The 22,107-nt window shown below is 69.9% G+C and carries 18 protein-coding genes and 1 pseudogene; 17 read left to right on the top strand and 2 right to left on the bottom strand.

All coding sequences use genetic code 11. The annotated features are described in order from the left end of the window. Positions 1-59: 59 nt before the first annotated feature. Entirely contained in the window at positions 60-1,031 is a 972-nt protein-coding gene (locus ACFWBB_RS39545; RefSeq protein WP_385283153.1) for a hypothetical protein, read from the bottom strand. A gap of 136 nt (positions 1,032-1,167) precedes the next feature. Between ACFWBB_RS39545 and ACFWBB_RS39540 the strand changes: the two genes are divergently transcribed. From ACFWBB_RS39540 to ACFWBB_RS39490, 11 genes are all read left to right on the top strand, one after another. Continuing rightward, on the top strand, positions 1,168-3,792 hold the full coding sequence (locus tag ACFWBB_RS39540; protein WP_385283150.1) for a valine--tRNA ligase: 2,625 nt from the start codon (positions 1,168-1,170) through the stop codon (positions 3,790-3,792). Between the two features lie 99 nt (positions 3,793-3,891). Next, positions 3,892-5,424: a bifunctional folylpolyglutamate synthase/dihydrofolate synthase gene (locus ACFWBB_RS39535; protein WP_385283147.1), complete on the top strand. Its 1,533-nt coding sequence runs from the start codon at positions 3,892-3,894 to the stop codon at positions 5,422-5,424. Positions 5,425-5,435: 11 nt separating this feature from the next. After that, a complete protein-coding gene (locus ACFWBB_RS39530; protein WP_385283145.1) occupies positions 5,436-5,801 on the top strand; it encodes a DUF4233 domain-containing protein in 366 nt (121 codons plus the stop codon). A gap of 66 nt (positions 5,802-5,867) precedes the next feature. Next, complete coding sequence (gene ndk, locus ACFWBB_RS39525) at positions 5,868-6,281, top strand: nucleoside-diphosphate kinase (protein WP_385283143.1); 414 nt, start codon at positions 5,868-5,870, stop codon at positions 6,279-6,281. A gap of 232 nt (positions 6,282-6,513) precedes the next feature. Continuing rightward, a complete protein-coding gene (locus tag ACFWBB_RS39520; protein ID WP_385283141.1) occupies positions 6,514-7,533 on the top strand; it encodes a rod shape-determining protein in 1,020 nt (339 codons plus the stop codon). 196 nt (positions 7,534-7,729) lie between these two features. Next, positions 7,730-8,668, top strand: coding sequence for a rod shape-determining protein MreC (gene mreC, locus ACFWBB_RS39515; RefSeq protein WP_385283139.1), 939 nt, complete (start codon positions 7,730-7,732; stop codon positions 8,666-8,668). A 15-nt stretch (positions 8,669-8,683) separates the two neighbouring features. After that, positions 8,684-9,355, top strand: a complete 672-nt coding sequence (mreD, locus tag ACFWBB_RS39510) for a rod shape-determining protein MreD (RefSeq protein WP_385283137.1) — start codon at positions 8,684-8,686, stop codon at positions 9,353-9,355. Between the two features lie 155 nt (positions 9,356-9,510). Next, on the top strand, positions 9,511-11,760 hold the full coding sequence (gene mrdA / locus ACFWBB_RS39505; protein WP_385283134.1) for a penicillin-binding protein 2: 2,250 nt from the start codon (positions 9,511-9,513) through the stop codon (positions 11,758-11,760). Beyond that, positions 11,757-12,956, top strand: coding sequence for a rod shape-determining protein RodA (gene rodA, locus ACFWBB_RS39500; protein WP_385283131.1), 1,200 nt, complete (start codon positions 11,757-11,759; stop codon positions 12,954-12,956). Before mrdA ends, rodA begins: the two co-directional genes overlap by 4 nt. A gap of 102 nt (positions 12,957-13,058) precedes the next feature. After that, positions 13,059-14,564, top strand: a complete 1,506-nt coding sequence (locus ACFWBB_RS39495) for a CHAD domain-containing protein (protein ID WP_385283129.1) — start codon at positions 13,059-13,061, stop codon at positions 14,562-14,564. A gap of 123 nt (positions 14,565-14,687) precedes the next feature. Further along, entirely contained in the window at positions 14,688-16,628 is a 1,941-nt protein-coding gene (locus ACFWBB_RS39490) for a TIGR03960 family B12-binding radical SAM protein (protein WP_385283126.1), read from the top strand. An 87-nt stretch (positions 16,629-16,715) separates the two neighbouring features. Here the strand turns inward: ACFWBB_RS39490 and arsM are convergent, their stop codons facing one another. Then, positions 16,716-17,609, bottom strand: coding sequence for an arsenite methyltransferase (gene arsM / locus ACFWBB_RS39485; RefSeq protein ID WP_385283123.1), 894 nt, complete (start codon positions 17,607-17,609; stop codon positions 16,716-16,718). A gap of 104 nt (positions 17,610-17,713) precedes the next feature. Here arsM and ACFWBB_RS39480 point away from each other — a divergent pair, with 104 nt between their 5' ends. From ACFWBB_RS39480 to ACFWBB_RS39455, 6 genes and pseudogenes are all read left to right on the top strand, one after another. Then, positions 17,714-18,091, top strand: a complete 378-nt coding sequence (locus tag ACFWBB_RS39480) for an ArsR/SmtB family transcription factor (protein ID WP_385283120.1) — start codon at positions 17,714-17,716, stop codon at positions 18,089-18,091. Continuing rightward, entirely contained in the window at positions 18,088-18,912 is an 825-nt protein-coding gene (locus tag ACFWBB_RS39475) for an aquaporin (protein WP_385283117.1), read from the top strand. Before ACFWBB_RS39480 ends, ACFWBB_RS39475 begins: the two co-directional genes overlap by 4 nt. Positions 18,913-18,940: 28 nt before the next feature. After that, positions 18,941-19,351, top strand: coding sequence for an arsenate reductase ArsC (locus tag ACFWBB_RS39470; protein WP_385283114.1), 411 nt, complete (start codon positions 18,941-18,943; stop codon positions 19,349-19,351). Positions 19,352-19,391: 40 nt separating this feature from the next. Then, complete coding sequence (locus ACFWBB_RS39465; protein WP_385283111.1) at positions 19,392-20,522, top strand: hypothetical protein; 1,131 nt, start codon at positions 19,392-19,394, stop codon at positions 20,520-20,522. Between the two features lie 48 nt (positions 20,523-20,570). Further along, positions 20,571-21,335, top strand: coding sequence for a TIGR03936 family radical SAM-associated protein (locus ACFWBB_RS39460; RefSeq protein ID WP_385283108.1), 765 nt, complete (start codon positions 20,571-20,573; stop codon positions 21,333-21,335). A 276-nt stretch (positions 21,336-21,611) separates the two neighbouring features. After that, a pseudogene (locus ACFWBB_RS39455) lies at positions 21,612-22,107 on the top strand (ribonuclease E/G); the annotation flags it as partial.

Here is a 22,107-nt window from a genome sequence, read left to right as displayed (position 1 = left end):
GGCGATGGGCCCCGGTCGATCGACCGGGGCCCTTCGCCGTCGCATCGGTGTCCGGGGCGTCAGGCCTTGACGCGGATCTGGTCGCGCAGCTTCGTCGTGAGGTCGATCGCCACGTCCTTGGTGATGCCCTTGGTGGCGTCACCCGGCGAGACCATGGCGATGGTGCTGTAGTCGGCCCAGGCGCAGAACCAGTCGGTCTTCGCCTGCTTGGTGGCCGCGTCCGTGCCCTTGGCCGCCTGGCACTTCATGACGGCGCCGTCGAGGTCGGCCTCCTCGGGCTGGCCGACCAGTTCGGTCTTGGTGCCGCTGCTGGAGTCGGAGGAGCTGTCCTGGGACGACTTGTTGAAGTTGGCGAAGAAGGCGTCGAGCGCCTTCTCGGGGTCGGCGATCGTGCCGTAGGCGCCGGCGTAGGTCATGCCCTTGGCCGTCGCCAGCTCGGACGCGTCGGGAACGGTGCTCGGGTCCGAGGGGTCGTACCCGGTCAGGTCCGCCGTCGAGTAGACGCCGATCACGCTCTTGCCGTTCTTGACGCCGCTCTTCTCCAGGTCGGCGGCCGAGTCGTCACTCGCGCTCGCACCTTCCTTGGAGACCCGCTTGTAGTCGGTGAGCACGGTCGCCGGGGTGTCCAGCTTGTGCGCGCCGTCGTCCTTCAGACCGCCGGCGCCTCCGCTTCCGCCGAGCACGAAGTACGCGCCCACGCCGATCGCGGCGACGACCGCGACCGCGCCGATGACGATGCCCGCCTTCTTGCCGCCGCCGCCCGGCGCCGGGGGCTGCGGGACGCCGTAGGGAGGCTGGCCGTAGGGCGGCTGCTGGCCGTAAGGGGGCTGGCCGTAGGGCGGGGTCTGCGGGGGGACGCCCTGCGGAGGCTGGGCCGGGTAGCCGTAGCCGGGCTGGGGGGCGGGGGGCTGCTGGGGGTACCCGTAGCCGGGCTGGGGCGCCTGCTGCGGCTGGCCGTACGGACCTGGCTGGCCGTACGGTCCGGGCTGCTGGGGCTGCCCGCCGTACGGGCCCGGCTGGTTGTGACTCATTTCTGGGTTCCCCTCCAGATGCTTATGTGATTTTCACATCCTGGCCCAAAGCCAACACCTGCACGGCGGCGGGGCCCCCACCGTTACAGAGCAAACACGTTTCGGGACGGCGCCGTGACACCCCTAAACTGGGCCCGTGACCGAGAACGCTCAGCAGCAGCCATCAGCGCCCAACACCGAACTGCCGACCCAGTACGCGCCGGCCGACGTAGAGGGGCCGCTGTACGAGCGCTGGGTGGAGCGGGGCTACTTCGAGGCCGACGCCAAGAGCGAGAAGCCTCCGTACACGATCGTCATCCCGCCGCCGAACGTCACGGGCAGCCTGCACCTGGGGCACGCCTTCGAGCACACCCTGATCGACGCCCTCACCCGCCGTAAGCGCATGCAGGGCTACGAGACGCTGTGGCAGCCCGGCATGGACCACGCCGGCATCGCCACGCAGAACGTCGTTGAGCGGGAGCTGGGCAAGGAGGGCAAGTCCCGGCACGACCTCGGTCGTGAGGCGTTCGTCGAGCGCGTCTGGCAGTGGAAGGGCGAGTCCGGCGGTCAGATCGGCGGCCAGATGCGCCGACTGGGAGATGGTGTCGCGTGGTCGCGTGAGCGCTTCACCATGGACGAGGGCCTCTCCCAGGCCGTCCAGACCATCTTCAAGCGGCTCTACGACGACGAGTTGATCTACCGCGCCGAGCGCATCATCAACTGGTGTCCGCGTTGCCTGACCGCGATCTCCGACATCGAGGTCGAGTACCAGGACGACGACGGCGAGCTCGTCTCCATGAAGTACGGCGAGGGGGACGACACCATCGTCGTCGCCACGACCCGCGCCGAGACGATGCTCGGCGACACGGCCGTCGCCGTCCACCCCGACGACGAGCGCTACAAGCACCTGGTCGGCAAGGAGATCCGCCTTCCGCTGACCGAACGCTTCATCCCGGTCGTCGCGGACACGCACGTCGACCCGGAGTTCGGCACCGGCGCGGTCAAGGTGACCCCGGCCCACGACCCGAACGACTTCGAGATCGGCCAGCGCCACAACCTGCCGTCCCTCACCATCATGGACGAGCACGCCGTCATCACGGCCCACGGCCCCTTCCAGGGCCTGGACCGGCTCGAGGCCCGCTCCGCCATCGTCGCCGCGCTGCGCGCCGAGGGCCGGATCGTCGCCGAGAAGCGCCCGTACGTCCACTCCGTCGGCCACTGCTCGCGCTGCAAGACCACCATCGAGCCGCGCCTGTCCATGCAGTGGTGGGTCAAGGTCGGCCCGCTGGCGAAGGCGGCCGGAGACGCCGTCCGCGACGGCCGCGTCAAGATCCATCCGCAGGAGATGGAGAAGCGCTACTTCGACTGGGTCGACAACCTTCATGACTGGTGCATCTCGCGGCAGTTGTGGTGGGGTCACCGCATCCCGGTCTGGTACGGACCGAACGGCGAGGTCGTCTGCGTCGGCCCTGACGAGGAGGCGCCGACCGGCGAGGGCTGGCGTCAGGACACCGACGTCCTCGACACCTGGTTCTCCTCCGGCCTGTGGCCCTTCTCGACGCTCGGCTGGCCCGAACCAACCGAGTCGCTCGCGAAGTTCTACCCGAACTCCGTCCTGGTCACCGGCTACGACATCCTCTTCTTCTGGGTCGCCCGGATGATGATGTTCGGCCTGTACGCGATGGACGGCACCCCGCCGTTCCACACCATCGCCCTGCACGGCATGGTCCGCGACCAGTTCGGCAAGAAGATGTCGAAGTCCTTCGGCAACGCGGTCAACCCGCTGGACTGGATGGACAAGTACGGCTCCGACGCGCTCCGGTTCACCCTGGCCCGTGGCGCCAACCCTGGTGTCGACGTCCCGATCGGCGAGGACTGGGTCCAGGGCTCCCGCAACTTCGCCAACAAGATCTGGAATGCGACGCGCTTCGCGCTGATGAACGGCGCCACGGTCGACGGCCCGCTGCCGGACGCCTCGAAGCTGTCGGCGACCGACCGCTGGATCCTGTCCCGCCTCAACTCCGTCGTCGCCGAAGTGGACGCGCTCTACGAGGACTACCAGTTCGCGAAGCTCTCCGACGCGCTGTTCCACTTCGCCTGGGACGAGGTCTTCGACTGGTACGTCGAGCTGTCCAAGACGACGTTCATGGCCGGTGGCGAGCCCGCGAAGGTCTCCGGCCGCGTCCTCGGCGAGGTCCTCGACGTCACCCTCAAGCTGCTGCACCCGGTCGTCCCGTTCGTCACGGAGACGCTGTGGACCACGCTCACCGGTGGCGAGTCCGTCGTCATCGCCAAGTGGCCCACGGACAGCGGTTTCCGGGACGCGGCCGCCGAGAAGGAGATCGAGAGCCTCCAGTCGGTGATCACCGAGGTCCGCCGTTTCCGCGCCGACCAGGGGCTCCAGCCGGGCCAGCGGGTTCCCGCCCGTCTGACGCTCGACGGCACGGCGCTGGCGCCCCACGAGGCCGCCATCCGCCAGCTCCTGCGCCTCCAGCCGGAGGGTGAGGATTTCTCCGCGACGGCGACCCTGCCCGTCGCGGGCGCCACGGTCGCGCTGGACCTGTCCGGCACGATCGACGTGGCCGCGGAGCGCAAGCGCCTGGCCAAGGATCTGGCGGCGGCCGAGAAGGAGAAGGCCCAGGCGGGCGCCAAGCTCGGCAACGAGGCGTTCCTCGCGAAGGCCCCGGACAACGTGGTCGACAAGATCCGCACCCGCCTCGCCAAGGCGGACGAGGACATCGCCCGGATCAAGACCCAGCTGGAGCGCCTGCCGCAGGCGTGAGGCTGCGCTTCGGCGCCGCGACGACGAAGGCCCCCGGGACCGGTACGGTTCCGGGGGCCTTCGCCCACCTCTGTCACCGGCCGTCCGTAGACTGGCCCCGTGAGCGAGCTCCCCCCGAACGGCAACCCAGACGACCTGCCCGCAGCCTTCGACCCCCTCGATCCCTTCGACGAGATCATCGCCGAGGAGACCGACCGTGACCCCGATCTCGCGGTCATCGAAGCCGGCAGCCGAACCCTGCGCACCCAGGGCGGCGCGCCGCAGGCCGATGTGCCCACGCGTCCCGAGGACCCCGAGGTCGACAAGGCCCTGCGCGAGGTCGAGGCGGAGCTGGCCACCCGCTGGGGCGAGACCAAGCTGGAGCCCTCCGTCAGCCGCATCGCCGCGCTGATGGACGTACTGGGGGACCCGCAGCGCTCGTACCCCTCGATCCACATCACCGGGACGAACGGCAAGACGTCCACCGCCCGCATGATCGAGGCGCTTCTCAACGCCTTCGAGCTGCGTACGGGCCGGTACACGAGCCCGCACGTCCAGTCGGTCACCGAGCGGATCAGCCTGGACGGCGCGCCGATCTCCGCCGAGCGGTTCATCGAGACGTACCAGGACATCAAGCCCTACGTCGAGATGGTCGACGGTATGCAGGAGTACCGGCTGTCCTTCTTCGAGGTGCTCACCGGCATGGCGTACGCCGCCTTCTCGGACGCGCCGGTCGACGTCGCCGTCGTGGAGGTGGGGATGGGCGGGGAGTGGGACGCCACCAACGTCATCGACGGTGACGTCGCCGTCGTCACGCCCATCGACCTGGACCACACCGACCGGCTCGGGGAGACGACCGGCGAGATCGCCGCCGAGAAGGGCGGGATCATCAAGCAGGACGCCACCGTCATCCTGGCCCAGCAGCCCGTCGACGCGGCCCAGGTGCTGCTGAAGAAGGCCGTCGAGGTCGACGCGACCGTGGCCCGGGAGGGCCTGGAGTTCGGGGTCGTCGCACGTCAGGTCGCCGTCGGCGGGCAGCTGGTCACGCTGCGCGGCCTGGGCGGCGAGTACCCCGAGGTGTACCTGCCCCTGCACGGCCCCTACCAGGCGCACAACGCGGCCGTCGCGCTCGCCGCCGTAGAGGCGTTCTTCGGCGTCGGCTCCCAGCGTCCCGAGCCGCTCGACTCCGACACGGTCCGCAAGGCCTTCGCGGCCGTCTCGTCCCCGGGCCGCCTGGAAGTCGTACGGCGCTCCCCGACCGTGGTCCTGGACGCCGCCCACAATCCGGCCGGTGCCCGTGCCACCGCCGAGGCCGTCAGCGAGGCCTTCGACTTCAGCCGGCTGATCGGCGTGGTCGGGGCCAGCGGCGACAAGAACGTACGGGGGCTCCTGGAGGCCTTCGAGCCGATCTTCACGGAGGTCGTCGTCACCCAGAACTCCAGCCATCGCGCGATGGACGTCGACGAACTGGCCGCGATCGCCGTCGAGGTGTTCGGCGACGACCGCGTCCAGGTCGAGCCGAGGCTGCCCGACGCTCTGGAGGCGGCGGTCACGCTCGCCGAGGAGGATGGCGAGTTCGCCGGCGGCGCGGTGCTGGTCACCGGTTCCGTCATCACGGTCGGCGAGGTCCGGCTGCTCCTCGGAAAGGGCTGAGGTCCCCCACCATGCGTACGCTCTGCTCCTCGACCCTGATCGGCGAGTTCTTCGTCATCGGCTTCGCCGGTCTGGTCGCCATGAAGGACGCCGACCTGTCCACCTCCACGGTGTGGACGGTGTGCGGTGTCGCGATGTTCCTCAGCGTGCTGCTGTGCGGGATGGTCACCCGGCCAGGGGGCGTCGCCCTCGGCTGGGCGCTCCAGATCGCTCTCGTCGCGTCCGGCTTCTTCGTGCCGATCATGTTCTTCCTGGGTGTGCTCTTCGGCGCCCTGTGGTGGGCGTCCGTGCACTTCGGGCGCAAGGTCGACGAGGCGAAACAGCGGTTCGCCGCGCAGGCCGCCGCAGCCTCTGCGGATACTGCTGACGCTGCGTGACAGCTGTCCGGAAACGACCTGTAACCTCATCCCACCGCACACACCGGCAGTAGAAGGAGTCACCTCGTGAGCCAGCGCACCCTCGTCCTGCTCAAGCCCGACGCCGTCCGTCGTGGCCTGACCGGCGAGATCATCAGCCGCATCGAGCGCAAGGCCGGCTGGCAGATCACCGCGCTGGAGCTGCGGACCCTGGACCAGGACACGCTGGAGCAGCACTACGGCGAGCACAAGGGCAAGCCCTTCTACGAGCCGCTGGTGGAGTTCATGGCCTCCGGTCCGGTCGTCGCGCTGATCGTCGAGGGTGAGCGGGTCATCGAGGGTGTGCGCGCGCTCGCCGGCCCGACCGACCCGATCGCCGCCGCCCCCGGTTCCATCCGCGGCGACTACGGCGTGATCGTGCGCGAGAACCTGATCCACGCCTCCGACTCCGAGGAGTCCGCGGAGCGCGAGGTGAAGATCTTCTTCTCCGGCCGAGCCTGACTCCGACGGCGGCCGAAGGGTCTGGAGCGGGCGATCGAGGGAACGTGAGCCCCCGAACGCCCGTCTCCAGAAGCGAACCCACACAGCATCTGCAAACAATGGCGGAGACCGCTCCGCCGTGTCCGTGCAGGCGCGTTTACGATGGAAGCCTTCACGTCACAGCACCCACCTCGCCGACCTGATAAGCCCTCAAAGCTCATGGAAGGCCAGTCGAATCCTGATGGGGAACTCAATGTCGTTCATCGGCCGTGACATGGCTGTCGACCTCGGGACCGCCAACACGCTGGTGTACGTCAGGGGTCGCGGGATCGTACTCAACGAGCCGTCCGTCGTCGCGATCAACACCAACACCGGCGGCATCCTCGCGGTCGGCTCCGAAGCGAAGAAGATGATCGGGCGTACGCCCGGCAACATCGTTGCCGTTCGTCCGCTGAAGGACGGCGTGATCGCCGACTTCGAGATCACCGAGCGGATGCTCCGCTACTTCATCCTGAAGATCCACAAGCGGCGGTATCTGGCTCGGCCGCGGGTCGTCGTCTGTGTGCCCTCGGGCATCACGGGCGTCGAGCGCCGCGCCGTCATCGAGGCGTCGACCCAGGCCGGCGCCCGTCAGGTGCACATCATCGAGGAGCCCATGGCCGCGGCCATCGGCTCCGGCCTGCCGGTCCACGAGGCCACGGGCAACATGGTGGTGGACATCGGCGGCGGCACCACGGAGGTCGCGGTCATCTCGCTCGGCGGCATCGTCACCGCCCAGTCCATCCGTGTGGCGGGCGATGAACTGGACAACGCGATCATCCAGCACATCAAGAAGGAGTACAGCCTCCTCCTCGGTGAGCGGAGCGCCGAACAGATCAAGATCACGATCGGCTCGGCCTACGACCTCGACGACGATCAGCACACCGAAATCCGCGGCCGTGACCTCGTCTCCGGCCTGCCCAAGACCGTCGTCATCTCGGCCGCCGAGGTGCGCAAGGCGATCGAGGAACCGGTCAACGCGATCGTCGACGCCGTGAAGACCACTCTCGACAAGTGTCCGCCGGAGCTGTCCGGCGACATCATGGACCGCGGGATCGTCCTGACCGGCGGCGGAGCCCTGCTGCGCGGTCTGGACGAGCGGCTGCGCCGGGAGACCGGCATGCCCATCCACATCGCCGAGGACCCGCTGGACAGCGTGGCGCTCGGCTCCGGGAAGTGCGTGGAGGAGTTCGAGGCGCTCCAGCAGGTCCTGGACGCCGCGCCCCGCAGATGACGTAACGCTTCGATTCCGCCGTACGAGATGATCTCCTCTCGCGCGGCGGATCGTTGATATTCAGGCATAAGCTCCCACAAAGCGCCCTTGGTCATCTTGGCCCGGGGCTACCGCAATTCCCGATCCCGCTTCCTGATACTTGCTTCCTACATCCTGTTCTTGGTTTTTCTCTCGAGGAAGGGCACGGCCGCCGCACGTGAGGGACACACGAGAGAGCCGGCTGCTCCTGGTGCTGCTGATCGCCGTAGCGTTCGCGCTGATCACGGTCGATATCCGGGGTGGGGAGGACTCGCCGGTCGACGGTGCCCGGCAGGCCGCGGCCGCGGCCTTCGGTCCGATCGAGAACGGCGTGTCGTCGGCGGTGGACCCCGTCGGCAACGCCGTCTCCGCCGTCCGTGACTCCGGTGAACGCCATGACCGGCTCACCGATCTGGAGAAGGAGAACGCGGCTCTCAAGGCGAAACTCGGCAGCGACGACCGCAACCGCAGCCGGCTGACACAGCTCGACAAGATGCTGAAGATCGCCGGAACGGGCCAGTACGGCATCAAGGGCGCGGAGGTCATCGCGATAGGAGCGGCCCAGGGCTTCTCCTGGACCATCACCATCGACGTCGGCGCGAACGACGGCGTCAAGCGCGACATGACGGTCCTGAACGGAGAAGGGCTGGTCGGGCGGGTCACCACCGTCGGCCCCCACACCGCCACCGTGCTGCTGGCCAACGATCCCGACTTCACCGTCGGCACCCGGACGGAGGCCTCCGACGAACTCGGCTTCGCCTCCGGACAGGGCGACCGGCCGCTGCGCGTCGAACTCCTCAACGGCAAGGCCGACGTGAAGAAGGGCGACCGGCTGGTCACCTTCGGCTCGCAGGCCGACAAGCCCTTCGTCCCCGGCGTCCCGGTCGGCGTCGTCTCCCGCGTCGACCCCTCCGGCGGCGACCTCACCCGCACCCTCTACGTCACGCCGTACGTCAGCTTCACCAAGCTCGACATCGTGGGCGTGGTCGTCGAGGCCCCGAAGAAGGATCCGCGCGACACCGTGCTCCCCTCGAAGCCCAAACCGGTCCCCACGCCGACGGTGACCGTCACGGTCACTCCGAACGCGAACGCACCCGTAGACGGCCAGCAGCAGTAGGAGCTGACAATCCCCATGCGCGTCAACCGGATCCTGCTCTCCGTCCCGCTGATCGTCGTCGCCCTGGTGATCCAGGTGAGCGTCCTCGCCCGCCTCCACCTCCCCGGCGCCGTCCCCGACCTGCTCCTGCTCACCGTCCTGGGCCTGGCCATGGTCTACGGCCATGTCGGCGGGGCCCTCATCGGCTTCGGCGCCGGCCTGCTCGCGGACCTCGCCCCGCCCGCCGACCACGCCGCCGGGCGCTACGCCCTCGTGCTGTGCGTGATCGGCTATCTCGCCGGCCTCATCAAGCCCGAGAGCGGGCAGATCAAGTCGGCCACCGGCCCGATGGTCGTGGTCGTCGGCGCCGCCATCGGCTCCACCCTGCTGTACGCCGGGGTGGGCGCCCTCGTCGGCGACACCGCCGCCCGTCATGTCGGCCTGACCGGGCTGCTGTTCACGGCCGCCCTGTACGACCTGCTGCTGGCCCCGTTCGTCGTCCCCGCGATCATGTTCCTGGCGCGGCGCGCCGACAACGACCCCCTCGCCGAGGCCAACTCCGCCGCCAAGAGCCCCAATATCTCGTCCGGTTGGCTCTCCTCGGGGACGGGGCTGAGGATCGGCGGGCAGCGCGGCGGATTCAAGCTGAAGGCGGCCAAGTCACGGGCGACGCGAGCGGGGCGCATCAAGGGGGTCAAGCGGCTGTGAGGGCGGATGCCGGCGCGCTGGGCGCGCCAGTGGATGAATCACCCGAACGGGGAAGTTCAGGCGGAACGAGTCCTCACAGGCTGATCGTTCATCATTCGTCCGCGCATACACGTTCGTGTACCGAGTTCGCGTACTGAGAGGGGGAGACAGCCGCAGTGACCAACATTCCCGAGACCGGTCGGTCCACACGGGTCCAGATCAGGCTCGTCGTGATCCAGATCCTCGTCCTCTCCCTGCTCGGCACCCTGGGCGGCCGCCTGTGGTACCTGCAGATCCGCGAAGGCGCGGCGTACGCCAAGGAGGCCTCAGGCAACCACGTCCAGCAGGTCGTCGAGCCCGCCGTACGCGGCTCGATCCTGGACGCGCGCGGTGTGCCCCTCGCCGACAACGAGACGCGGCTGGTGGTCTCCGCCTCCCGCACCGATCTGCTGAAACAGAAGGACGACGGCAAGGCGGTTCTGGCCAAGCTCGCGGGCGTCCTCGGCCTGAAGCCCGAGGAGGTCGCGCAGAAGGTCCGGCTGTGCGACGCGAAGACTCCCCAGCCCTGCTGGAACGGCTCGCCCTACCAGCCGATCCCCATCACCGACGAGGCCACCGCCAAGCAGGCCCTCCAGATCCGGGAGCGCGCCGAGGACTTCCCCGGCATCACCGCCGAGCCCGAGGCCGTGCGCCGTTACGCGGCCCCCGGCAACGCCAACACCGCCCAGGTCCTCGGTTACCTCTCCCCGGTCACGGACGACGAGCTCACCAAGGCCCAGGACACCGACTCGCCCTACCTACGCTCCGACCAGGTCGGCCGCAGCGGCCTGGAGCGCCAGTACGACAAGGAACTGCGCGGCAAGGCCGGCGTCACCCGCTACGAGGTCGACAACCTCGGCCGGGTCATCGGCGAGGCCGAGGCGGACGCGGCCCAGCCCGGCTCCAACCTCGTCACCAGCATCGACGCCCGCGTCCAGCGGGTCGCCGAGTACGAGCTGAACAACGCGATGAAGATCGCCCGCACCCAGTTCGACAAGATCACCGGCGAGAACTACAAGGCCGACTCCGGGGCGGTCGTGGTGATGGAGGCCAAGACCGGCCGGGTGGTCGCCATGGCGTCCGCCCCGGCCTACGACCCCAATGTCTGGGTCGGCGGCATCTCCGCCAAGGACTACAAGAAGCTCACCGGCAAGAACTCCGACTACCCGCTGCTCAACCGGGCCATACAGGGTCAGTCGGCGCCCGGTTCGACCTTCAAGGTGGTCTCCACGGCCGCCGCCGTCGAGGCGGGTTACGAGTGGGACGGCGGCTACCCGTGCACCAGCTCGTACTCGGTGGGCGGCCAGGTCTTCAAGAACTTCGAGGGGGAGAGCTTCGGCCCCATCTCGCTAGGCCGGGCCCTCGAGGTCTCCTGCGACACCGTCTTCTACGGCCTCGCGGACCGGGAGTGGAAGAAGGACGGCGGCATCAACCCGAAGAAGGGTGAGCCCAAGGACTTCTTCTACAAGGCCGCCCACCAGTTCGGCCTCGGCAAGGAGACCGGCATCGACCTGCCCAACGAGGTCACCGGCCGGGTCCCGGACCGTCAGTGGAAGGAGTCCTACTGGAAGGCCAACAAGGACTCCTGGTGCAAGTACGGCAAGAAGGACGGCAGTTACGTCGAGAAGATCGCGTACGAGAACTGCCTCGAGGGCAACAAGATGCGCGAGGGAGACTCGATCAACTACTCCATCGGCCAGGGCGACACCCTCGTCACCCCGGTCCAGGAGGCCGTGATCTACGGGGCCCTCGCCAACGGCGGCACGATGTACAGCCCGACCATCGGCAAGGCGATCGTCAGCGCCGACGGCAAGTCCGTCCACGAGATCAAGCCCAGGGTCCAGGGCAAGCTGCCGGTCGACAAGGCGACCATCAAGGGCATGGACGCCGCGCTGGAGGGCGTGGTGACCCGCGGTACCGCCGCCTGGAAGTTCGGCGGCTGGCCGCAGGAGGAGATCCCGCTGCACGCCAAGACCGGTACCGCGGAGGTCTACGGCAAGCAGACGACGTCCTGGCTCGCCACGTACAGCAAGGACTACACGGTCGTCATGACGATCGCCCAGGCCGGTACCGGCTCGGGCGCCTCCGGTGAGGCCGTGCGGCACATCTACAACGCGATGTACGGCGTCTCCGACGACGGCAAGATCGACAAGAAGAACGCCCTGCTGCCCACCCCGCAGACCAGCCTGCCCAAGGTCCAGGCGGACGGCACGATCAAGTCCCCGAAGGTCTCCAAGGACCCGGCGAAGGAGCAGCGCGCCAGCCAGGAGACCGCGCCCGCGCCGGACGAGACGCAGACGGCGGCCACCGTTCAGCAGAACACCAGCACCAACCGCGACACCCGCAGGCGAAGGCGGAAGAGGGGAAGCCGGAGGATGTGCACATGACCGGCGCGAACGGTTTCTCCGTCTCCGGATACGGGCCCGAGCGGGCCGGCTGGACCCGGGTCTTCGCCCGTGACTCGCTGGCCCGGCGGCTGGACTGGCCGATACTGATGTCGGCCATCGCCCTGTCGCTGATCGGCTCGATCCTGGTCTTCTCGGCGACCCGCAACCGCACCGAGATCAACCAGGGCGACCCGTACTACTTCCTCATCCGGCATCTCATGAACACCGGCATCGGCATCTGCCTGATGATCGGCACGGTCTGGCTCGGCCACCGCACCCTGCGCAACGCGGTTCCGGTCCTCTACGGGCTCTCGCTCATGGGGATCCTGGCGGTGCTGACCCCGCTGGGCTCGACGGTCAACGGCGCGCATTCCTGGATCGTGATCGGCGGCGGCTTCTCGCTCCAGCCCTCGGAGTTCGTGAAGATCGCGATCATCCTGGGCATGGCGATGCTGCTCGCGGCCCGGGTCGACGCGGGCGACAAGCTCTACCCCGACCAGCGCACGGTGCTCCAGGCTCTCGGGCTCGCGGCCATCCCCATGCTGATCGTGATGCTGATGCCCGACCTCGGGTCGGTCATGGTCATGGTGATGATCGTGCTGGGTGTGCTGCTGGCCTCCGGCGCCTCCAACCGCTGGGTCTTCGGACTGCTCGGCGCGGGCGCGGCCGGCGGGATCGCCGTCTGGCAGCTGCACATCCTGGACGAGTACCAGATCGCCCGCTTCGCCGCCTTCGCCAACCCCAGCCTCGATCCCGCGGGCGTCGGCTACAACACCAACCAGGCGCGGATCGCGATCGGCTCCGGCGGTCTCTCCGGCGCCGGGCTGTTCCACGGCTCACAGACGACGGGCCAGTTCGTCCCGGAACAGCAGACGGACTTCGTCTTCACCGTGGCGGGCGAGGAACTGGGCTTCCTCGGCGCGGGCCTGATCATCGTCCTGCTCGGTGTGGTCCTCTGGCGCGCCTGCCGGATAGCGCGTGAGACGACTGAGCTGTACGGCACGATCGTCGCCGCGGGCATCGTGGCCTGGTTCGCCTTCCAGTCCTTCGAGAACATCGGGATGACCCTGGGAATCATGCCGGTGACGGGTCTGCCGCTGCCGTTCGTCTCCTACGGAGGCACGTCGATGTTCGCGGTCTGGGTGGCGGTGGGGCTGCTTCAGTCCATCCGGGTGCAGCGGCCCATGTCGGCGTAAGAGGCGCAGGAACGCGCCAGACCTCGTGGTTTCCCCTGGTTCGGTCGTGATTCGGGTCCGTTGGCACTGCCGTTCGGGCCCGACTCGGACTAGGTTCGGTCTATGACGGAGACGAAACGCGAGATCGAGCGCAAGTACGAATCCGATGAGAGCGGGCTCCCCGACCTGACCGGCGCCGGCGGCGTCGCGTCCGTCCTCGACAGAGGTGTCGCCGAGCTGGACGCGACCTACTACGACACCTCCGACCTGCGCCTGGCCTCGGCCTCGATCACCTTGCGCCGCCGCACCGGGGGCTCCGACGCCGGCTGGCACCTGAAACTGCCGGTGGGACCCGGCGTCCGGGACGAGATCCAGGCCCCCCTCTCCGAGGCCGTGCCCGACGAGCTCGCGGGGCTGGTCCGGTCCCGCGTGCGCGAGGGGCAGCTCGTGCCCGTGGTGCGGCTGCGCTCCAGCCGGGACGTCCGCGACCTCGTCGACGCCAAGGGACGGCTGCTCGCCGAGGCCAGTGTCGACGCCGTTCGCGCGGACAGGCTGTTCGGCGGTGAGGGCAGCGCCCAGTGGACCGAGATCGAGGTGGAACTCGCCGACGGCGGCGACCCGGCCCTTCTCGACAAGGTGGAGAAGCGGTTGCGCAAGGCGGGCGTACGGCCGTCGAAGTCGGCGTCGAAGCTGGCGCGGGCGCTCGCGGAGACGAAGGGCGGGCATCCGCGGCCGAAGGACACCGGCCCCGCCGAGCCCGTCACCGCCGGAGACCACGTCCTGGCGTACATCCGCGCCCAGCGGGACGCGATCGTCGAGCTGGACCCGGCCGTGCGCCGGGACGCCGAGGAGGCGATCCACGACATGCGGGTCGCCACCCGCCGACTGCGCAGCACGTTCCGCTCCTTCCGCAAGGTCCTCGACCGGGAGGTCACCGACCCGATCGGTGCCGAACTGAAATGGCTGGCCGGGGAGCTCGGCGTGGGCCGCGACCACGAGGTGCTGGCCGAGCGGCTGGGCGCGGCACTCGACGAAGTGGCCTCCGCCCTGGTCTCCGGCCCGGTCCATGACCGGCTGCACGCCTGGGGCAAGGCCGGGGAGCACGGTTCCCGCCGCCGGCTGCTCGGCGTACTCGACTCGCGGCGCTATCTGACGCTCCTCGACACCCTGGACGCCGTGGTCGCCGCCCCGCCGACGCTCAGGGCGGCCGCCAGGAAACCGGACAAGGTGCTCGCCAAGGCCGTACGCAAGGACTTCGGGAAGGTGTCCGAGCTGATCGAGCAGGCCCTGGACCAGCCGCCCGGCCACGACCGCGACGAAGCCATGCACGAGGCGCGCAAGAAGGCCAAGCGGACCCGCTACGCGGCGGAGACCGCCGCCCCGGCGATCGGCGGCGCGGCCAAGGGTCTCGCCAAGTGCATGAAGTCGTTGCAGAGCCTGCTCGGCGATCACCAGGACAGCGTCATGGCCCGCCGGACCCTGCGCGAGCTGTCGGCCGTGGCACACGCGGCGGGGGAGAGCGCCTTCACGTACGGGCTGCTGTACGGCCGTGAGGAGGGGCGGGCGAAGCTGGCGGAGGAGGCGCTGCCGCAGATGTGGGAGACGACGCAGGCGTCGACGGAGGTCTAGGCCGGCCCACGGCGGGCTTTCTCGCGGGCGGGGGAGTCCCTCGGTCGGGTTACGCTTGATGGTCTCCCTTCCCCCAGCCCTCGGCCGGGGGCGCCCCCGTCAGCTCACGAAGGTAACCCCGCGATGTCTGTCGAGTCGGTCTTCCCGCAGCTAGAAGCCTTGCTCCCGCATGTGCAGAAGCCGATCCAGTACGTGGGCGGCGAGCTCAACTCCACCGTCAAGCCCTGGGAGTCCTGCGACGTCCGCTGGGCGCTCATGTACCCGGACGCGTACGAGGTGGGTCTGCCCAACCAGGGCGTCATGATCCTCTACGAGGTGCTGAACGAGCAGGAGGGGGTCCTGGCCGAGCGCACGTACAGCGTGTGGCCGGACCTGGAGGCGCTGATGCGGGAGCACGCCGTCCCGCAGTTCACCGTCGACGGCCACCGTCCGGTGAAGGCCTTCGACGTGTTCGGGCTGTCCTTCTCCACGGAGCTGGGCTACACGAACATGCTGACGGCGCTTGACCTCGCGGGTATCCCGCTGGAGTCCAAGGACCGCGGTCTCGACGATCCGATCGTGCTGGCGGGCGGCCACGCGGCCTTCAACCCCGAACCGATCGCCGACTTCATCGACGCGGCGGTCATCGGCGACGGCGAGCAGGCCGTGCTGGACATGACGAAGATCATCCGTGAGTGGAAGGCGGAGGGCCGGCCGGGCGGCCGCGAGGAGGTCCTCTTCCGTCTCGCGAAGACGGGTGCGGTGTACATCCCGCGCTTCTACGACGTGGAGTACCTGCCGGACGGCCGGATCGCCCGAGTGGTGCCGAACAAGTCGGGCGTTCCGTGGCGCGTGTCGAAGCACACGGTCATGGACCTGGACGAGTGGCCCTACCCCAAGCAGCCGCTGGTTCCGCTCGCCGAGACGGTCCACGAGCGCATGTCGGTGGAGATCTTCCGCGGCTGCACCCGCGGCTGCCGCTTCTGCCAGGCCGGCATGATCACGCGCCCCGTGCGCGAGCGGTCGATCACCGGCATCGGCGACATGGTGGAGAAGGGCCTGAAGGCGACCGGCTTCGAGGAGGTCGGCCTGCTCTCGCTGTCCAGCGCCGACCACAGCGAGATCGGCGAGATCGCCAAGGGCCTCGCGGACCGCTACACGGAGGACAAGATCGGCCTGTCCCTCCCCTCCACCCGCGTGGACGCCTTCAACGTGGACCTGGCGAACGAACTGACGCGCAACGGCCGCCGGTCGGGCCTGACCTTCGCACCCGAGGGCGGCTCGGAGCGCATGCGCAAGGTCATCAACAAGATGGTCTCCGAAGAGGACCTGATCCGGACGGTCTCCACCGCGTACGGCAACGGCTGGCGCCAGGTGAAGCTGTACTTCATGTGCGGTCTGCCGACGGAGACCGACGAGGACGTCCTCCAGATCGCCGACATGGCGATGAGGGTGATCGCCGAGGGCCGCAAGGTGTCCGGCCAGAACGACATCCGCTGCACGGTGTCGATCGGCGGGTTCGTGCCGAAGCCGCACACGCCGTTCCAGTGGGCGCCCCAGCTCTCCGCCGAGGAGACGGACGCGCGCCTGCAGAAACTCCGGGACAAGATCCGCGGCGACAAGAAGTACGGCCGCTCGATCGGCTTCCGCTACCACGACGGCAAGCCCGGCATCGTCGAGGGCCTCCTCTCGCGCGGCGACCGCCGTATCGGCGCCGTCATCAGGGCCGTCTACGAGGACGGCGGCCGCTTCGACGGCTGGCGCGAGCACTTCTCCTACGACCGCTGGATGGCCTGCGCGGACAAGACGCTGCCCGCCTTCGGTGTGGACGTCGACTGGTACACGACCCGCGAGAAGTCCTACGAGGAGGTCCTGCCCTGGGACCACCTGGACTCTGGCCTCGACAAGGACTGGCTCTGGGAGGACTGGCAGGACGCTCTCGACGAGACGGAGGTCGAGGACTGCCGCTGGACGCCCTGCTTCGACTGCGGGGTGTGTCCGGCGATGGACACTCACATCCAGATCGGTCCGTCGGGCAAGAAGCTGCTGCCGCTTGAGGTCAAGAAGACGGCTTCGACCAGCTGAGACGGGGCCCTGGGGTGAGTGAGGCGCAGCGGCGGATCGCCCCCGAGCGGAACGGGGCCCAGCCTTGTCGGGGCCGGTCCTGTCCGATCAGGCTTCGCAGGCGCAGCCGGAGGTGGTCTTCGCCGCGCTGACGCTCACCGTCGGGTCTGTCGGCGTCTCGGCGTCGGTGCAGCAGGCGTTCACTCCGCAGCAGGCGTCGGTCGGTGTGGCCGCCCGGGTGTCGGGCTCGGAGAGGGCCGGTTTGGTGGCGTGGACGATCGCCGAGTGCATGCCGTCGGCCACCGTGTGCGTCGGCCTGATCTCGACGTCCGTGAAGCCTGCCGCCTCCAGTCCTGCACGGTACTCCGCGAAGGAGAGCGCGCCCGCGATGCACCCCACGTGGTCGCCGCGCTCGGCCCGCTGGGCCGGGGTGAGGGAATCGTCGGCCACCACGTCGGACACCCCGAGCCGGCCGCCGGGCCTGAGTACGCGGTAGGTCTCGCCGAAGACGGCGGCCTTGTCGGTGGACAGGTTGATCACGCAGTTGGAGATCACGACGTCGACGGTGTTCGCGGGCAGGGGGAGTGCCTCGATGGTGCCCTTGAGGAACTCCACGTTCGTCGCACCGGCCTTCGCCGCGTTGGCGAGTGCCAGGGCGAGCATCTCGTCCGTCATGTCGACGCCGTACACCCTGCCGGTGGGGCCGACGCGCCGGGCGGACAGCAGGACGTCGATGCCGCCGCCGGAACCGAGGTCGAGGACGCGGTCGCCCGCGCGCAGTTCGGCGACAGCGGTCGGGTTGCCGCATCCCAGGGACGCGGCCACGGCCTCGGCGGGCAGGCTGTCGCGTTCGTCGGCTGCGTAGAGGGTCGAGCCGAAGTTCTCGTCGACCTCGACGGGCTGGGGCCCGCAACACGCGGCCTCGCCTTCGGTGACCAGCACGGCTGCCGCCGCGTAGCGTCGGCGAACGGTTTCTCGCAGGTCGGTGGTCTGATCGGACATGTCTCGCTCCTGGATGACCGGGCATGGCGGTGCCCTGAACGGCTTGTATTGACGTTCGTTGATTCAACCTTGCGCCTTGGATCGAAAAACGTCAACATAGAGGCATGTCGAAACAAGAGCTGAGGATCCTCGGTCGGGAGGCCGATGGCGGCTGCTGCCAGGGGCTGGCCTCGGCGCCGCTGGACGAAGAGCAGGCGGCCGACCTGGCGAAGGTCTTCAAGGCACTCGGCGACCCGGTGCGGCTGCGGCTGATGTCGATGATCGCCTCACGGGAGGGCGGTGAGGTCTGCGTGTGCGAGTTGACGCCCGCCTTCGACCTGTCGCAGCCGACGATCTCCCACCATCTGAAGCTGCTGCGGCTGGCCGGGCTCATCGACTGCGAGCGCCGCGGGACCTGGGTCTACTACTGGGTGCTGCCGGGTGTCCTCGACCGCTTGGCGCGGTTCCTGGGCGTACCTCACTCCGTGAAGGAGCCGGCGTGAGCGCGTCTCTCGGTCGTCGTGTCGCCGCCGAGGGGGTGGGGACGGCGGCGCTGGTGGCCGTGGTCGTCGGCTCCGGGATCCAGGCGACGCAACTGTCACGCGACGTCGGCGTGCAGCTGCTGGCCAACTCGACGGCCACGGTTCTCGGCCTGGGGGTGCTGATCGCCCTGCTCGGGCCGGTCTCGGGCGCGCACTTCAACCCGGCCGTCACTCTCGCGGCATGGTTCACGGGTCGTGGAAGCGCGGACGGGCCGACACCGCGCGAGGTGGCCGCGTACATTCCGGCGCAGGTCGTGGGCGCTGCCGGGGGCGCGGTCCTGGCCGACGCGATGTTCGCCGAACCACTGGTGAAGTGGTCCACTCATGACCGCTTCGCCGGCCATCTGTGGCTGGGGGAGACCGTCGCCACCGCCGGGCTCGTCCTGCTGATCCTCGGTCTGAACCGGACGGGGCAGGGGCGCTTCGCTCCGGCGGCCGTGGCGTCCTACATCGGGGCCGCCTACTGGTTCACCTCGTCCACCTCCTTCGCCAACCCCGCGGTGACCGTCGGCCGGACCTTCACCGACACGTTCGCCGGGATCGCGCCGGCCTCCGTCCCGCCGTTCGTCGCCGCCCAACTGCTGGGCGCCGCGCTCGGCTTGGGCCTGACGGCGCTGCTGTTCGGCTCCTCCGTTGCCTCCGTTGCCTCCGTGGCCTCCGTGGCCTCCGATACCTCAGCCGGTCCCTCCGCCGATCCTTCCGCGGCCGCCCCCGCCCCCGCCGCCACCGCCCCCGCCGTCGTGCCCCGCGACGGGACCGAACTGGCCGCCTCCGCCCCCTGAACCGCCGTCCCAAGGAAAGTCATCCGTCATGAGCGACTCCGCCCAGCGACCCTCCGTCCTGTTCGTCTGCGTGCACAACGCCGGGCGTTCCCAGATGGCCGCCGCCTTCCTCACCCACCTCGCCGACGAGAAGGTCGAGGTCCGGTCGGCGGGGTCCGCCCCCGCCGCCACCGTCAATCCGGCGGTCGTCGAGGCGATGCGGGAGGTGGGCATCGACATCACCGCCGAGACGCCGAAGATCCTGACCGCCGAAGCGGTGCGGGCGTCCGACGTGGTCATCACGATGGGCTGCGGTGACACCTGCCCCGTCTTCCCCGGCAAGCGCTATCTCGACTGGCAACTCGAGGACCCGGCCGGCCAGGGCGTCGACGCCGTCCGCCCGATCCGCGACGAGATCGAGCGGCGGATCCATGACCTGGTGAGCGACCTGGTCGGGTGAGCGCCGCATCCGCCGGGGCGGCTGTAGCGTCTACGTCGACATGGACCTGGAGAAACCGCCCGTCGCAGTGCCCGCGCGGCCGCCCGTTCAGCCGCCCGAGGGGTGCCTCGTCGTGGCGGTCCGGCTGCCCGTGCGGATCGTCGTGCTGGTGCTGGTCCTGCCCGTGCGAATGGTGTGGGACGCGCTAGTCGTCGCGGGGCGGTTCCTCAGGGACACCGTGCTCCGGCCGCTGGGGCGGGGCCTGTTGTGGCTGGCGAAGGCCCTGTTGGTCTGGCCGCTGGTCGGTCTGTGGCGGTACGTCGTCGTCCCGGGGGCGTGGGCGCTCCGGTGGCTCGGTCATGTACTGCTCGTGGTGCCGGTGGTGTGGTTCCACCGGCACGTCCTCACCCCGGTCGGGCACGGCCTCGCGTGGCTGGCCCGGGGGATCCGGGCCGGGCTGGCGTGGGTGTACGCGCGCGTGCTGACGCCGGTCGGGCAGGCGGGCCGGTGGCTGCTGAAGGGGATCGGGGCCGTTCTCGCCGCCGTAGGGGTCGGTGCGTACACCGCCGTGGCATGGCTGGCGCGGTACCTCGTCGTCATTCCGGCGCGCTGGATCCACGCGTGGATCCTCGCGCCGGTCGGGCGGGCGGTCGCCTGGTGCGCGCGTGGGGTGTGGTGGCTGCTGACGCTGCTCGTCACCGGGATCGGCGTGGTCCTGTACTGGACCGCCCGGATCCTGCTCGTGCTGCCCGCGCTCGTCCTGTGGCGCTGGGTGCTCGTCCCCGTCGGACGCTTCCTCGCGGTCGTCGCGCGTGAGGTGGGGGAGGCCCTCGGGCACGCCTGGCGGATCGCCGGACGGATCTCGCTGACCGTCGGACGGTTCCTCGGGACCCTCTTCCGGTGGATCTTCGTGGAGCCGGTGCGGTGGGTGTACCGGACCGTCCTGACCCCGGCCGGGCATGTCGTCCGGGACGCCGTGCTGCGCCCCGCGGCCCGTGCCGCGCGCAGCGTCGGCCGGGCCACCCGGCAGGCGCTGGCCGCCGCCCGGGAGACGGCCCGGCAGGCCCGCGCGGACGTGCGCCGGATGCTTTTCGGTGAGTCGAGCCGGCCGGAGGCGGTCGGCCGGCGGGAACCATCGGCGGACGAGACACGTACTCTTGGTAGGAGTAAGACCGCTCTCACGAAGGACTGAACGACACTGGGCAAGCGACAGCCCGAAGGCCCGCCGCCCGCACCCGCGGTGCAGCGCATCCGATTGCGCTACACCAAGCGCGGCCGCCTCCGGTTCACCAGCCACCGTGACTTCCAGCGCGCCTTCGAGCGTGCGTTGCGCCGTGCCGAGGTGCCGATGGCGTACTCGGCGGGGTTCACGCCGCATCCGAAGGTGTCGTACGCCAATGCCGCACCCACCGGCACGGGCAGTGAGGCGGAGTATCTGGAGATCGCGCTCAGCGCTGCGCGTGACCCGGAGAAACTCAGAGCCCTCCTCGACGAGTCGCTGCCCACCGGGCTGGACATCGTCGACGCGGTCGAGGCCCGGACCCCGGGGCTCGCCGACCGGCTGACGGCTTCCCTGTGGGAGCTGCGACTGGACGGTGTGGACCCGGCCGACGCCGATCGCGCGGTGGACGCCTTCAACAAGGCCGACGCCGTCGAGGTCCAGCGCATGGCCAAGAACGGCGTCCGGACCTTCGACGCCCGCGCCGCTGTCGTACAGCTCGAAACGCACAGTGAACCCGCTGATAGGCCGACGGACCAGCCCTGTGCGATACTGCGGCTGGTAGTTCGGCACGTGACGCCTGCCGTACGACCCGACGACGTCCTGTCCGGTCTTCGCGCCGTGGCCGACCTGGCGCCGCCGGTCCCCGCTGCGGTGACCAGGCTGGCGCAGGGGCTGCTCGATGAAGAGACCGGCACGGTGACCGACCCGCTCGCGCCCGACCGCGAGGCAGCACAGGCCCCCACAACGGCCGAACCCGCTGCCGCCGCGAAGGCGTCCGCGTAGGGAAGGTCCCGCGAAGGGACGAACGTCGTAGCGCCGCCCTCGTACTCGGGAGCCACCTGGGTCGGGCGGCGAACCGACCAGAAGACTTTCGCCAGGCCGTACGCATTGGGTGTACGGAACCGGCGAGACAGGACACAGAGAGCTCCCGTGCGGCGCCCGCGCCCCGGACGGCGGCACCGCGCATCGCGCGAGCCGCGGACGTCAACGGCGATCGATCCCCGTGATCGACGCCGGACCAGGCGCGGCGCCCGGGAGCCCGACGGGAGAAACGCCCGCATGCTCGAGCCAACCGAATCCACAGAGTCCGTCACGGACTCCGAAGCGAACACCCCCAGCGACACCCTGCCGCCGCGTCGTCGGCGCCGTGCCGCTTCCCGGCCGGCGGGTCCGCCGGCCGCCGGCGCCGATGCCCCGGCCGAGATCACCACGCCGGCCATACCGGCCGTGGAGTCCGCCGAGCAGTTGGCGGCGGAGGACCTCGAAGACGAGGCCGCCGAGGCAGCCGACGAGGCGCCCGCCGAGGCCGCGCCCCGTACGCGACGCCGGGCCACCCGCCGTGCCTCCGCGCCCGCCGGCGCTCCGGCCGCCGCTGAGGCCGTTCTGCCGGTGGCCGCCGAGGTGAGCGCGCCTGCCGCGCAGGAAGCCCCCGCCGCGGAAGCCGCCGTCGAGGAGACCCCCGCCGAGGACGCCGCTCCCCGCCGTGGCCGTCGCCGGGCCACGCGTCGCGTGACCACGCCGTCCGAGACCACGCTGTCCGCGTCCGCCGAGGCCC

Source organism: Streptomyces sp. NPDC060000, assembly GCF_042737375.1.
GTDB lineage: Bacteria > Actinomycetota > Actinomycetes > Streptomycetales > Streptomycetaceae > Streptomyces.
Note: the sequence above shows the minus strand (reverse complement) of the source record. Positions and strands in the feature narration are given on the sequence as shown.

Excerpts from the sequence above, each read along its gene's own strand:
- ACFWBB_RS39545 (WP_385283153.1), bottom strand. The coding sequence starts at position 1,031 with ATGAGTCACAACCAGCCGGGCCCGTACGGCGGGCAGCCCCAGCAGCCC.
- ACFWBB_RS39530 (WP_385283145.1), top strand. The coding sequence starts at position 5,436 with ATGCGTACGCTCTGCTCCTCGACCCTGATCGGCGAGTTCTTCGTCATC.
- ACFWBB_RS39520 (WP_385283141.1), top strand. The coding sequence starts at position 6,514 with ATGTCGTTCATCGGCCGTGACATGGCTGTCGACCTCGGGACCGCCAAC.
- mreD (WP_385283137.1), top strand. The coding sequence starts at position 8,684 with ATGCGCGTCAACCGGATCCTGCTCTCCGTCCCGCTGATCGTCGTCGCC.
- rodA (WP_385283131.1), top strand. The coding sequence starts at position 11,757 with ATGACCGGCGCGAACGGTTTCTCCGTCTCCGGATACGGGCCCGAGCGG.
- ACFWBB_RS39495 (WP_385283129.1), top strand. The coding sequence starts at position 13,059 with ATGACGGAGACGAAACGCGAGATCGAGCGCAAGTACGAATCCGATGAG.
- ACFWBB_RS39490 (WP_385283126.1), top strand. The coding sequence starts at position 14,688 with ATGTCTGTCGAGTCGGTCTTCCCGCAGCTAGAAGCCTTGCTCCCGCAT.
- arsM (WP_385283123.1), bottom strand. The coding sequence starts at position 17,609 with ATGTCCGATCAGACCACCGACCTGCGAGAAACCGTTCGCCGACGCTAC.
- ACFWBB_RS39480 (WP_385283120.1), top strand. The coding sequence starts at position 17,714 with ATGTCGAAACAAGAGCTGAGGATCCTCGGTCGGGAGGCCGATGGCGGC.
- ACFWBB_RS39470 (WP_385283114.1), top strand. The coding sequence starts at position 18,941 with ATGAGCGACTCCGCCCAGCGACCCTCCGTCCTGTTCGTCTGCGTGCAC.
- ACFWBB_RS39465 (WP_385283111.1), top strand. The coding sequence starts at position 19,392 with ATGGACCTGGAGAAACCGCCCGTCGCAGTGCCCGCGCGGCCGCCCGTT.